This window comes from Chitinophaga sp. RCC_12, from assembly GCF_041360695.1.
Lineage (GTDB): Bacteria > Bacteroidota > Bacteroidia > Chitinophagales > Chitinophagaceae > Chitinophaga.
This window is the reverse complement of record NZ_JBFUPS010000009.1, coordinates 354,302-367,349: the sequence shown is the minus strand read 5'-3', so window position 1 is coordinate 367,349 and position 13,048 is coordinate 354,302. Positions and strand designations below refer to the sequence as shown.

Genomic DNA, 13,048 nt, shown 5'->3' with positions numbered 1-13,048 from the left:
AGCGCTACACAGGCAGGTGACGCCAATTACACGGCGGCAGCAGCGGTGAGCCAGTCGTTCCAGGTAGCGCCGGCCACACTGACCGTAACCGCGGATGATAAACAGAAAGTATACGGCACTAATAATCCGCCGCTCACTTACACCATTGCCGGATTTGTAAACAGTGAAAACAGCAGTGTGGTGAATGGTGCGCCAGGACTCAGCACCAGTGCGAATAACAGTAGCGCACCAGGTGCATATCCTATCACCGTGAATGTAACTCCGCTCACAGCGGCCAATTACATCTTCACACCGGTGAATGGTACCTTAACCGTTGGGCTGACCTCGCAGACCATCACGTTCCCGGCTATCGCTAATAAAACATACGGTGATGCGGCGTTTACACTCGGTGCCACCAGTAGCAGTATGTTAGCGGTGAGCTACAGCGTGGTAAGCGGTCCGGCTACCATCAGCGGCAATACCGTTACCATTACCGGCACGGGCAGTGTAACCATTGCGGCCGATCAGGCTGGCAACGGCAACTACTCACCGGCCACGCAGGCAACGCAAACATTCAACGTTGCCAAAGCCATACTAACGGTAACGGCTAATGATAAAAACAGGGCGTACAAACAAACTAATCCAACACCGGATTATACCATCACCGGTTTTGTAAACGGTGAAAACAGCAGTGTAGTAAGTGGCGATGCCGCCATCACCCATACCGCCGATATCAACAACGCGCCCGGCGTTTATCCGATTACAGTGAGTGCCGGTACGTTAACAGCCGCTAACTACGACTTTAACTTTGCCAATGGATCGCTTACTATTACAAAGGCATCTCAAACTATCAGCTTCCCGGCTATCACTGGTAAAACATACGGCGATGCGGCCTTTACGCTCAGCGCTACCAGCGATGCAGGATTGACAGTAACTTACGCTGTAACCGCCGGCCCAGCTACCGTGAGCGGTAACACTGTTACCATCACCGGCGCGGGCAATGTAACTATAAGCGCTACACAGGCAGGTGACGCCAATTACACGGCAGCAGCAGCGGTAAGCCAGTCATTCCAGGTAACACCGGCCACGCTGACCGTAACTGCGGATGATAAGCAGAAAGTATACGGCGCTAATAATCCGCCGCTCACTTATACCATTGCCGGATTTGTAAATAATGAAAACAGCAGTGTGGTGAATGGTACGCCAGGACTCAGCACCAGTGCTGATAACAGCAGCTTGCCAGGGGCATATCCTATTACTGTGGATATAACTCCGTTGACAGCGACCAATTATACCTTCTCTACTGTAAATGGCAGCTTAACGGTTGGACTGGCGCCGCAAACCATCACGTTCCCGGCTATCACTAACAAAACATATGGCGACGCGGCCTTTACACTCGGCGCCACCAGCACCAGTGCGTTAGCGGTGAGCTACAGCGTGGTAAGCGGTCCGGCTACTATCAGTGGCAACACCGTTACCATTACCGGCGCAGGCAGTGTAACCATTGCGGCCGATCAGGCTGGCAACGGCAACTACTCGCCGGCCACGCAGGCAACGCAAACATTCAACATTGCCAAAGCTGCGCTGACCATTAAAGCCAGGAATGAAGTACGGACCTATACCGGCAGCAGCTATACAGGTGGTAACGGGGTAGACTATACGGGATTAGTGAATGGCGACGGCGCAACCAGTTTAACCGGTACGCTGGTTTACACAGGCACATCGCAGGGAGCCATTAATGCAGGCACTTATATCATTACGCCTTCAGGTTTTACGGCCAGCAACTATAACATCACCTTTACCAATGGTCAGCTGACAATTGCCCGGGCACAGCAGCAAATTACCTTCCTTGCAACAGGTAATAAGAACCAGGGAGATCCTGATTTCATTCTTACTGCTACTGCCAGCTCCGGACTGCCGGTTACGCTTAGCAGCGACAACAGCGCTGCCATTAGTATCAATGGTAATACGGCGCATGTGGGAACAGCCGGCACCGCTAACATCAGCGCGTCTCAACCGGGCAACAGTAACTACGAACCTGCCCAAACGATCACACAAACCATTATCGTTACCGCATGGACCGCACCGGTAATCACCGCGCAGGGCAGTACCACTTTCTGCGCACCCAATACCGTGACGTTACAATCCAGCAGCGCTACCACCCATGAATGGTACCGCAATGGCATCCTGATACCTGGCGCGACGGGCCGGTCGCTGACAGTAAATGAAAGTGGCAGCTACACCGCCAAAGCGATATACGACAACAACATCGGTGTGCTCTCCGCAGCAGTGTCAGTAACCGTAAATCCATTGCCGGCGGGTGAAGTACGCGCAAATGGCAACACCACCATCAGCAAGGGAGAAACGATCAGTCTTACTGCTTCCGGCGGCAATACCTACGCATGGTCTCCTGCCACAGGATTGAATGATGCCAATACAGCATCGCCCATAGCCCGCCCGGCAGCTACCACCAACTACCAGGTAACCATCACCGGTACCGGTGGTTGTAGCGTTACGAAGGAGATTACGATTACCGTTAAAGAAGATTATAAGCTGGAAGCCACTAATATCCTTACGCCGAACGGCGACGGCAAAAACGACCTGTGGGTGGTAAAGAATATCGATATGTATCCGCAAAATGAAGTCAGGATATTTGACCGTTCAGGGCGCATGATATTCCATCAGCGTGGCTATACCAACAACTGGAATGGTACGGTAAATGGCCAGCGACTGGCAGAAGGCACCTATTATTATATCATTGATCTCGGCAATAACGTGCCGAAGTTTAAAGGGTTTATCACTATTGTCAATGCAAATTACTAAGCAAACGACCATGAAAAAGTATGTGAGATATATCGCACTGCTGGGAGCTTTCGCTCTCGGCAGTCAATATGCAGGCGCACAAACTGCAGGCAATCCAACCATGATGTATGAGCCACTGGCGGCGCAATACTTCCTGGATCAGTACATGGCCAATGCCGCGATGGCAGGGATCGACACCGGGTTACATGTATACATGGCTTATCAGCGCCAGTCGTCGGATATACCTGGCGCACCGGTGGCCAAAGCCCTTACGGCCGACTATATGCTGGGAAAACGTGTAGGCATTGGCATGAATATCTTTAACGACAAAGCTGGTTTAATCAACAGTACAAAAGTGGCATTCACTTATGCATACCACCTGCCACTGAGTTTGAGCGGTGTGAGTGTATTGCATTTTGGTTTGTCGGCCGCATTTGTAAACCGCAGGCTGGATACCAAAGGGATCAACGGCGATGTAACCGACACCTATATCAATGCATTCAACAGAAGGGATAATTATTTTGAAGGAGACTTCGGTATGGCCTATACCCGTAAAGGACTTACCCTGCAGGGATCTGTACCCAACCTGGTAAGCTTTGTTAAAAACAAAGCCGAGGATGATGGAATAGACCGCGCGTTGTACTTCGCTGCAGCCGGTTATAAATTTGAAATGGCAGGACAGCTCAATTCAATAGAACCGAAGGTGTGTATGCGCGGCGTGAAAGGATATGATAATATTATTGATGCCGGCGCTAATTTCATCTTCCTGCAACAACAACTGAATGCGTTCGCCCTGTACCACTCCTCGAAAAGCTTTAGTGCAGGTGTGGGCGTAAACTACAGGTCCATAGCCGGATTCCAGCTAATCTACAACTCGCAGACGGCAGGCTTACGTAATTACACCAATGGAACATTTGAAGTAAACCTGGTGGTTCATCTTTTCAGATAAGACTTGCAGTAATACCTGGAAAAAAGGGGATTGTATCAAAATGCTTTTGATACAATCCCCTCTCCTTTGTATATAAAAAATCGTATCTTAAGCCGCTATTTAGCATCCTGATGATACCCCATCTTCAGGAACATTAAACGGAACATTGTAAAAAGTAAAACATGATCAAAAAAATTAACCCGCTGGCTGGCGCGCTGCTATTGCTGTTAACCGCTACCTCTACTGTTAATGCCCAGTCTTCCCCTGCTATGTTAATGGTATATGATGATTATTCCGGTAAAGACCCTGGTCTCACTTACTGGAACAATGGAAAAACGATCCGGCTAACGGATGGCAAAACACAGGCGGGAGCTGCCGCCATTGCGGTATCAGGCAATGACGAGTATGTAGCCGGTCATGAATATAACACTGCCGGGGAGCCGGTTGCCACTTATTGGAAAAACGGCAAAGCTGTAACGCTCGCTAACGGGGAAACATATTCGAAAGCTGTTGGTATCAGTGTATCCGGTCCGGATGTGCATGTGATTGGAAACAATGGCAGCGATGCGGTGTATTGGAAAAACGGCGTAGCCGCCTCACTGGGTAAAGACACAAAACTGCACGGCATTGTGCTGGGCGGCGGCGATGTGTATATCGCCGGCTACCAGGCAAATGACCAGGGTGAATATGTTGCCACCTGCTGGAAAAATGGAAATGCGATAGCGCTGTCGGACGGAAAAACGAGCGCGGAAGCACATGCCATTGCCATATCCGGCAACGATATTTACGTGGCGGGTTTTAAAATTGATGAAGCCGGAAAGGAAGTGGCCATGTATTGGAAAAACGGTGAGCCGGTGATGCTTCCGGATGGCTGCAGGGCAAATGCCATTACGGTGTCCGGTAATGAAGTATACGTGGCGGGGATCGACAGAAATGAGGCCGGCGCAAATATCATTGTTTGCTGGAAGAACGGGAAAGCAGTGAGGCTGACCGATGGAAAAGAAGAAGCCGGCGCCGGCGTAAATGTAATTGCGGTGGCAGGAAACGATGTTTATGTAGCCGGCTATCTTGATGGCAAAGCCACCTATTGGAAAAATGAAAAGCCGGCAGGGTTGAATGACATCATCGGCGGAATAACCGGGTTAGTGATCAGATAGCTATCTTCATCCGGCCGTTGGTAAAAAACCTAGAACCGTTGCAATAATAGCCTCAGGCGCATCTTCCTGGACAAGGTGTTTTGCCTGGGGCACTACATGAAGGTGGGCGTTTCCGATACGTTTGCTCAGCTCCTTTCCGCGGTCCAAAGGTATCCACTGGTCATCTTCATCCCATAAAATCGTTACCGGGCAACGGATTTCAGAAAAACGGTTTTCTATTTCGTCGGTATATTGATCGCTCATCTGTGCGATCTGCCGGTAGAAAGCTGCCTGACCTGTTTCTCCCAACCAGGGTTGCAGGTATAACTGCATTACATCTTCAGGAAGCGGATGAAATGCAGCACCGTTGATATATGCGCGAAGGATCGCTTCATGAATATAAGCGGGAAGCTCCGTAAAAACTTCCGGATGATTCTTTGCCGCCTGTACAAATGGAGAGCCCGACGGGCCTATTGCCACCGGATCAATCAGGGTCAGCGAGCGATAATCCCTGCCGTCGAGCAAGTGCGTCCGCAATGCGGTGGTGCCGCCAAAGTCATGCGCCACGATATCAGGCCGGTCCAGGCCCCAATGTTGCAGCAATGCAGCGAAAACTTTATTTTGAATACCAAGCGATACATCCTGCCCTTCTTTTTTTTCTGAATATCCGTAACCGGGAAGATCATAATAAAATACCTGCCTGTGTTCTGCCAGCCAGGAACCAATACGCCGCCATACCACGGAAGAAAAAGGGGTTCCGTGAAGCAGTACAAGTGGCGCGCCTGTTCCCAGCACCCCAAATCGTATTTCCTGACCCTGAAATTTGAATACTCCGGCCGGCGCCGGTATGTGAGACATCAGCTGCATGATCTTCTTTTTTAAGTTAACCTTTACATCCGGCGCAAAGACTATACCCATCTAAACTGCAGGCAGCGTTGCAGTAAAACCCTTGTCAGGATTTCAAACCAATTTGCATCATTTTATAAATCAAATAATGTAAATTACAAGCTATGATATAATCCAATCCCTCACATTATGTCACATGAAAACCTTAATACCGGAGCGATACACTCCTCTCCCTCAGCCGCTGCACACCATCACAGCATTTCAGGAATATCAAGGCCAGCCGTTCAGCCGCTTCAAAAAAAATCTTTAAAAAAAGACGAGGAGGAAGAGGTTCCTCTGCAAATGAACTCAACAGCCGTTCAGTTATTCCGGGGGGCAACCAGAAATGATGAAAACAGGCAGGCAGATATAAAGCCGTTTCAATTAAAATCGAATAACACCGGTTTGCCCGATAGTCTTAAATCAGGTATTGAAAATTTGTCGGGTTATGCAATGGATGATGTAAACGTACATTACAATTCCCATCAGCCTTCACAACTACAGGCGCACGCTTTTGCCCGGGGAACGGACATACATCTGGCGCCTGGTCAGGAAAAGCATCTGCCACATGAAGCCTGGCATGTTGTGCAGCAAAAACAGGGAAGAGTAAGTCCAACTACGCAGTTGAAAGGCAAGGTAAACATCAATGATGATGCTGGCCTGGAAAAAGAAGCTGACGAAATGGGCCATAAGGCCGTACAGCTTGCAAAAGATCCCGCAGCCGTACCCTATAAAGATTTCAAAAAACAGGCGCCTGCTTTAACTGTTCCCACCGCCCAACTGATGCTGATCAACGGTGTAGACGTTACAGGGTCGTCCAAACTGGATGACCTGAAGCTTGCCATGGGCTGGCATCCGCATTTTGGGGTAACCAAGCCACTGAAAGAAAATGAAAAGACAGAACTGGTAAGACTGATCCGGTTACTTAACAGCGATGATATCCAGGTTGGTAATATAATTGAAGACCTGGAGGCAGAATCATCAGCAGATGAAAAAGAAGAAAAAGAGAAAAAGGATGGAGGAAATGAAGAAGAATTAGGAGAGGACGAGGGATTTGGACCTGAAGATTTCCCGGGCGCCCAGAACTTTTCATTTGTCCAGGTGCCGCAGGTATCCCAGCAACGCCAACGCCGTCAGACGCCTGAAGAGTTTGGATGGGAAAATTTCCCCGAGACTTTCCGGGGACTGAAAAAGCTCGGCATCCACGAAACTGAACATGCAAACGTAGAGAGCCTCGTGGCGAACGGGCCCGCAGTGGAAAAAATAGATTCCGCCAATCATATAGGCAAAGGACCTGGGTTTTACGTATCACATGTAGGGAAAAAGAAGCTTGCTACCGTCGTGAGCGGCGTCGTATATGGCGACAGCTTTGTTGCTATATATATCAAGTCAGGCATTGCGGCGAGAAAATCACCTAACGAGGAGAGTAATCATGTGGATATCCTCGATAAGGAATATGGCGACGAATTATGCTATTATATCATGTCCGGAGGTGGGGAAATTGTTATTCCGGAAAGATGCTTTCCCTTTGTAAAAGCAGTATCAGTCCGGGAACAGCTGAATCAGATCAGCAACGAGAGAAAGAAGAAAACGAGAAAAGAGAAGGAAGTAGAAGAAGAAGATGATGGTCATGGTGATAATGAAGCGGCATTAAACCCGGACCACCAGTTAGCCATGATCATCTACGACGAAGAAGTGGATTTCGTACGCAGATTGAACCTGTTATCGGATAGATATAACAATGCCTCCGCCAGCGAAAGCCTCAGAGCGCGGATTAAGAAAAGATTCCTGTTCATGCAAAAAACGGCCTTTAACAAATGGGCCATGAACAGCCGGCTGTATACCGTTTGGTGGACCATCAGGCCGATTGGTACGCATACGCCAATGCCGCCGCATCCATAGCACTGTTTTGGAAAAACAAATTCCTCCGGCAATGGGAACACTTTCGCTATTCGAAGATGTTCCCATTGCATCATTCAGCATTTAAAATTTGAGATACCCGGCAGCGCTTAAACGGAACGGCATTTGCGGAATCGTCGTTGCCCATCCCACCCAATATTTTTCATTATTCAGGTTATCGGCCTTTACAATAACGCGGTAACGCGGTTGTTCATAGCTGAGGGAAGCATTAAGCGTGGTAAAAGCGGGCAGAGTATAAAGCGAAGTGGTGCTTACATCCACAATATTATCGTCTGCATAATTGCCTCCGAAGCCTATCCCCAATCCTTTCAGCTGACCGGCGGGCACGCGGTAGCTCAGCCAGAAGTTAGCCAGGTTGCGGGGGCCGGCACTACCTGGCCGGAAGCCTTCCAGGGCCGGACTGCTTTTCTTAAGCTTGCTGTCGTTATACGCATACCCCGCCACGATATGTAATCCGTGGAAAGGCATGGCCGTAATTTCCCCCTCAATTCCTTTGCTGTACTGCATACCATTCTGGACGGTAAAGGCCGGACGCTCCGGAGCATCCGGACGGGTAACATCCGACACGCGGATGGAGTAATAGCCCAGGCTTCCTGCTAATTTACCATTCGCCAACCCGGCTTTAACACCTCCCTCCCATTGATTGGCCTGGCTCGGCTTGAAATTGCTGGTAGTGCCATCGGGCTGCAGCACAGGTGCTACATTTTGAAATCCATTGCTGTAGTTACCAAACAGGGAAAGCTGATCTGTTATGATCTGGTAAACAAGTCCGAATTTTGGCGATACTGCCGTTTGGTTGTACTTGCCCGTAGTAGTGTCCCTGGTCAGATTCTTTGTGCCGGGATTGTCGAAATAGTCCACGCGGACACTAGCCATGGCTATAAGCTGCTCTGTAATATTGAGTACATCCTGCACATATACACTATACATATTTTGCACGGCTTTGGTGCGGGTATATGCGAGGCCCTTTATCCTGTCCTGTAACGCCAGCCGGTTCAGGGCGGAATACGCTGCCCCTGGCTTGGTTACGCTTACCACATCAAAGACAACTGTTCCGGGTGAACTGGACCTGGTAGTTGCCGAATAGATATCCGTTCCAACCAGCAGGCGGTTTCGCAGGCGGCCTATTTTAAAATCGCCTGTCAGATTATATTGAAAGTCGGTGGCATAGCTATTCGTATATTCCGTATAGGTCATGTTGCGGCTGAGCGAATCATTCCCTGCTTTCATACTTAAATAGCCAGTTGCCCCGCCGGCCTGCGAAGTGAGATAGGTATAGGTGGCGCGGGCTTGCCATACATCTGAAAAACGGTGCTGCAGCTCTGCAAAGAAGTTGGTATTGGTGGTGGTTACAAAAAGGTCGTCGTTGCTGAACCGCCTTTTAAAATCCATGTTCAGCGCTTCGGGACTCCGCACGCCGCTATTATAGCTTCCATCAACGAAAAGCCGGTAAAAGCTGTTTGCCTTTTCCTTCTTGTACTCCGCTTCCACTGTCAGCTTTGTTTTTTCTGACAGCTGATAAGTAACCACCGGGGCCAGGAAAAAATAATTCTTAAAGCCGGCATCCTGGAAACTGCCTTCTGCATACTGGGCGGCATTTACTCTTGCCAATACCCGGTGTGCCTTGTCAACGGGTACATTCACATCTGCCTCAAACCGGCTGAGCCCAAATCCTCCACCGGTGTAGCCTATGCGGGTTTGAAAGGTGTCGAGCGGTTTTTTTGTGACGCGGTTAAACAAGCCGCCAAACGATACCAGGCTGGAACCAAACAGGGCGCCGGAGGGCCCTTTTATCGCTTCAATGCTTTCGATATTGGCGGGGTCCAGTGTACCGCCGCCAATAATACCTGGCACGCCGTTGCGGAGAAATGACTGTGTGGCAAAGCCACGGGAAGTAACCGTACCGCCTGCACTGTTATTCTCCAGTTGCATGATAACGCCAGGAACATTTTTCAGTGCATCTGCATAAACAACATTCAGCTGGTCCTGTAATAAAGCCTGTGTTACCGTTGTATACACCTGTGGGTTTTCGAGATTGTTCAATGGCATCTTAGCCGCGAAGACGCTTTGTGTTTTGACAAACCGGTTCCTGCCGGAAGTAACGTTTACCTCGGCGAGTTGTTTTTCCGATACCTGTAATTGCAGGAAAATAGTTTCTGTACTGCCCGGGCGAATGGTAATACTCCGTTGCAATGTTTCATAACCCATGAGAGAAATCACCAACTCATAGCTGCCGGGCAGGATCCGGTTTATCTGGAAACTCCCCGTTTCATCTGTTAACACGCTGCGCCTGGCTTCTTTCATTACAACAGTTACATAGGCAGCCGCTTTCTTGTCGGATGTATACACCGTGCCCTTTAAAGCGCCAGGGTTAATGCTTTGCGCTGAAATACCATTCATAAATAATGTCAATAAAAAGATAGCAAAGGCAAATATTTTGGAGATCATTGTTATTTTTTGTCCGCAAAAATGGACAAATACGCAGCGGCAACCCACGCGTATCCGGAATAGTTTTTACGCAATTGGGAACTTCCATTTAAGTGACCGTTGTCACGGAAATATCTTATCAAGTGCATATTAGTTAATGATCTCCCAATGATATACGAAGCCGGTTTAAAGCATTCATCAGCGAAATACTGGTGGTCAAATCTACTATTTCCTTTGTGGAAAAATGACTTTCAAGATCCCGCTGGTAGCCGGTTAAATCACCGTGCAACTGTGTGATGGCTTCAGCCCATTGTAATACTGATTTCTGCCTGGCATCAAATGAGGAAGAAAGTTTCCATCCGGGTAATTTGTCGAGTAAACGCTGGTCATATCCAAACTCGCGGAGCTCATTAGCATGAAAACTGCAGCAATAGGCACAACCATTTATTTGAGATACCCGCAGTTCTGCAAGGGCGATTAATTTAACATCTATCTCCGACTGTCTCAACGTTGCATGAGATTTATATAAATAGCCAACCGCTTCTTTTGAAATTTTTATGTAATCCATATTATCTATAATTTTGGCGCAAATTAAAATACCATCACTTCAATAGACGATATGCACTTTTATGTGATATACTTACAAAAACGAAAGTGTGTTGACATTCAACTTTTTACTCATGCCTGAATTTTTTCATGATAAGACGCTCTACTATACCCCAATGGAATTTGCACTGAAGCATATTGGCGGCACCTGGAAAATGCCGATACTCTGGCGTCTTCAGTCCAATGTGCTCAGGTACGGAGAATTAAAAAAAGATATTCCGCATATCACTCATAAAATGCTGGCAAGCCAACTGAAGGAACTGGAGGAAAAGGGATTGATCAAGCGGACCGTTTACCCGGTTGTGCCGCCTAAAGTTGAATATGCGATTACTTCAAAAGGGTTGAAAGCAATACCGGTGATTGAACATATTATGAAGTACGGATATGAGCTGATCCAGGAAGCCGGCATTGAGTATCCGCCAAAGTAATTATAAAGTCTTCTTCAATTTTATCTCTACATTCTCTCCTTCCTTTTCTATGGTCACTACCTTTTTAACACTGGCGCCAGCATTACCAGCATAACTCCTCCGCTGTTATATCGGGCAGGACTTTCCGGGAGCTGCTCCATTACCTTCGATTCCCTCCTTATCATCCTTTTATAGGAAATCCCGCTTTTATTTATTTAAATTGCCGTAGTAAAACGCCACGTTGTGAATACTATAGCTGCTTTGAAACAAGGTAACCTTTTGGTATTTAATGAAGTATATTATTCCAGCCACAAAAGGATCTACTATTTTATTCTCCGGAAAACAAAGTCTTCTTTCATCGCAGAGGAGGTAGTACAGCTTACATTCATCAAATTCTGGAACTACCGGGAAAGCCTGGCAGAGGATCTCGACGTGCAGCTTCAGCTGTTCCGGATTGCCCGCACTACCCTGATCGACTTTCTCCGGAAGGAAACCGTGTACAAGGAAAAGGTGATCCACGTGATTGAGCGGTATACCCTGCCGGCGGATGACCTCTGGGGCAAGCTCGCCGAAAAGGAACTGCAGCATAAACTGGCCCACGCATTGGAGGAAATGCCGCCTATGCGCCGCAAAGTATTTGAAATGAGCCGTTTTAAAGGCATGAGCTACCAGCAAATAGCGCATGAACTTTCCTTGTCGTCCAGAACAGTAGAGTCACACATCTTCCAGGCCATCAGGCAAATAAAGCATTATCTCGGGCTGCTGCTATCCCTTGTAGCCTGCTTTTTCCCGTTTTGAAAATATTTTTCCATTCCGACTAAGTAGTTGGCCTTTCACGAACGTATTACTTATCTATCAGCCGTACATAACATGATAAATGACGAATTACTGGCGCGGTTCTTTAGCAATCAATGCACACCGGCAGAAGCCCGTGAGGTAGCCTCGTATCTCCGGGAGCATCCGGAAGTACTGGAGAAATATCTGCCGGAAGAAGAATTCCTGCAAATACAGGACGATGGTAATTTTCCGGAAACTGTTTCCCAACAGTGGCTGAAAAATATCCACCGCCAAAGTGCATCTGCCAATAGCCGTATGAAATGGGCGAAACGGGTGGCCGTTGCGGCAATAACTGCCGGCGTGCTGATAGGCGCAAGCTTGTTACTGGTAAACCGTGACCATCGAAAGGAAACAACCGTTGCTTCCGCAGCAACGCCATCTATTCCGCGGGAACAACAGGAACGCGCGGAAAACAACAGCGACAAAACCATCACCACCGTACTGCCGGATGGATCCGTGATACAGCTGTTCCCGGCGGCCAGCATAGTATATGATAAACAGTTCAGGGAAAACAGGAACATATATCTCTCAGGAGAAGCAGATTTTACCGTAGTAGCCGATAAATTACATCCCTTCGTTGTGTATAGCAGCGAACTGAATACCACCGTTCTGGGCACCTTTTTTCATGTGAAAGCAATCCCGGCGGAAGATATGATCACCGTAAGGCTCAACACCGGTAAAGTATTGATACAGGGTGCCGCCAATAATAAAAAGGTAGTACTTACACCAGGCAAAGAGCTCCGGTATTACCGCAAAACAGGGAAATCCATCGTAGCAGACTTCAATACTACGGGCACGGATATATTAGTAAAAGCAGGAAACAACGGCACGAGCAGTGCAAAGCCGGACTGGTATAAATTCAATAATCAACCAATGGCACAGGTCCTCGATCAGCTGAGCAACTATTATGGCGTAGCCATCTATTATTATCCGTCGGATGTGACGGAAATTTATTTCGATGGTAAGTTTGAAAAGACGGACTCACTGGTGAAGATACTGACCGATTTAACGCTTCCCAATAATCTGAAGCTTATCCGGAACGATAGCGGATTTATTATTAAGAAGAAATAATTCAACAAATTACAGTTCTATTCCACAAAAGGCGCAAAGGCGCCCGGGGC

General features: G+C 48.0%; 10 protein-coding genes. 7 read left to right on the top strand and 3 right to left on the bottom strand.

Annotation, left to right across the window (positions count from 1 at the left end; all coding sequences use genetic code 11):
- The 3 genes from AB6805_RS24855 to AB6805_RS24845 all read left to right on the top strand — a co-directional run.
- Positions 1-2,802: MBG domain-containing protein (locus AB6805_RS24855; protein ID WP_370912160.1), on the top strand; the 2,802-nt coding region annotated here is incomplete at its 5' end.
- Positions 2,789-3,730 (top strand): PorP/SprF family type IX secretion system membrane protein, encoded by a 942-nt coding sequence (locus tag AB6805_RS24850; protein WP_370912159.1) that lies wholly within the window; start codon positions 2,789-2,791, stop codon positions 3,728-3,730. The genes AB6805_RS24855 and AB6805_RS24850, both read left to right, overlap by 14 nt.
- A 161-nt stretch (positions 3,731-3,891) precedes the next feature.
- Positions 3,892-4,866, top strand: coding sequence for a hypothetical protein (locus AB6805_RS24845; protein ID WP_370912158.1), 975 nt, complete (start codon positions 3,892-3,894; stop codon positions 4,864-4,866).
- 6 nt (positions 4,867-4,872) lie between these two features.
- On the opposite strand, the gene AB6805_RS24840 is transcribed toward AB6805_RS24845, so the two are convergent.
- Positions 4,873-5,712 (bottom strand): alpha/beta fold hydrolase, encoded by an 840-nt coding sequence (locus AB6805_RS24840; protein WP_370912157.1) that lies wholly within the window; start codon positions 5,710-5,712, stop codon positions 4,873-4,875.
- Positions 5,713-5,880: 168 nt separating this feature from the next.
- Here AB6805_RS24840 and AB6805_RS24835 point away from each other — a divergent pair, with 168 nt between their 5' ends.
- Complete coding sequence (locus AB6805_RS24835; RefSeq protein WP_370912156.1) at positions 5,881-7,632, top strand: DUF4157 domain-containing protein; 1,752 nt, start codon at positions 5,881-5,883, stop codon at positions 7,630-7,632.
- A gap of 81 nt (positions 7,633-7,713) precedes the next feature.
- On the opposite strand, the gene AB6805_RS24830 is transcribed toward AB6805_RS24835, so the two are convergent.
- Entirely contained in the window at positions 7,714-10,050 is a 2,337-nt protein-coding gene (locus tag AB6805_RS24830) for a TonB-dependent siderophore receptor (RefSeq protein ID WP_370912155.1), read from the bottom strand.
- A 181-nt stretch (positions 10,051-10,231) separates the two neighbouring features.
- Complete coding sequence (locus AB6805_RS24825) at positions 10,232-10,645, bottom strand: carboxymuconolactone decarboxylase family protein (RefSeq protein ID WP_370912154.1); 414 nt, start codon at positions 10,643-10,645, stop codon at positions 10,232-10,234.
- 112 nt (positions 10,646-10,757) lie between these two features.
- On the opposite strand from AB6805_RS24825, the gene AB6805_RS24820 reads away from it, so the two are divergent.
- From AB6805_RS24820 to AB6805_RS24810, 3 genes are all read left to right on the top strand, one after another.
- On the top strand, positions 10,758-11,111 hold the full coding sequence (locus AB6805_RS24820; protein WP_370912153.1) for a winged helix-turn-helix transcriptional regulator: 354 nt from the start codon (positions 10,758-10,760) through the stop codon (positions 11,109-11,111).
- Positions 11,112-11,333: 222 nt separating this feature from the next.
- On the top strand, positions 11,334-11,888 hold the full coding sequence (locus tag AB6805_RS24815) for a sigma-70 family RNA polymerase sigma factor (RefSeq protein ID WP_370912152.1): 555 nt from the start codon (positions 11,334-11,336) through the stop codon (positions 11,886-11,888).
- A gap of 72 nt (positions 11,889-11,960) precedes the next feature.
- Entirely contained in the window at positions 11,961-12,998 is a 1,038-nt protein-coding gene (locus AB6805_RS24810; RefSeq protein ID WP_370912151.1) for a FecR domain-containing protein, read from the top strand.
- Positions 12,999-13,048: the final 50 nt, after the last annotated feature.

What these genes read in the sequence shown, in the direction of transcription:
- AB6805_RS24850 (WP_370912159.1), top strand. Translation starts at nt 2,789, where the DNA reads ATGCAAATTACTAAGCAAACGACCATGAAAAAGTATGTGAGATATATC.
- AB6805_RS24845 (WP_370912158.1), top strand. Translation starts at nt 3,892, where the DNA reads ATGATCAAAAAAATTAACCCGCTGGCTGGCGCGCTGCTATTGCTGTTA.
- AB6805_RS24840 (WP_370912157.1), bottom strand. Translation starts at nt 5,712, where the DNA reads ATGCAGCTGATGTCTCACATACCGGCGCCGGCCGGAGTATTCAAATTT.
- AB6805_RS24835 (WP_370912156.1), top strand. Translation starts at nt 5,881, where the DNA reads ATGTCACATGAAAACCTTAATACCGGAGCGATACACTCCTCTCCCTCA.
- AB6805_RS24830 (WP_370912155.1), bottom strand. Translation starts at nt 10,050, where the DNA reads ATGAATGGTATTTCAGCGCAAAGCATTAACCCTGGCGCTTTAAAGGGC.
- AB6805_RS24825 (WP_370912154.1), bottom strand. Translation starts at nt 10,645, where the DNA reads ATGGATTACATAAAAATTTCAAAAGAAGCGGTTGGCTATTTATATAAA.
- AB6805_RS24820 (WP_370912153.1), top strand. Translation starts at nt 10,758, where the DNA reads ATGCCTGAATTTTTTCATGATAAGACGCTCTACTATACCCCAATGGAA.
- AB6805_RS24810 (WP_370912151.1), top strand. Translation starts at nt 11,961, where the DNA reads ATGATAAATGACGAATTACTGGCGCGGTTCTTTAGCAATCAATGCACA.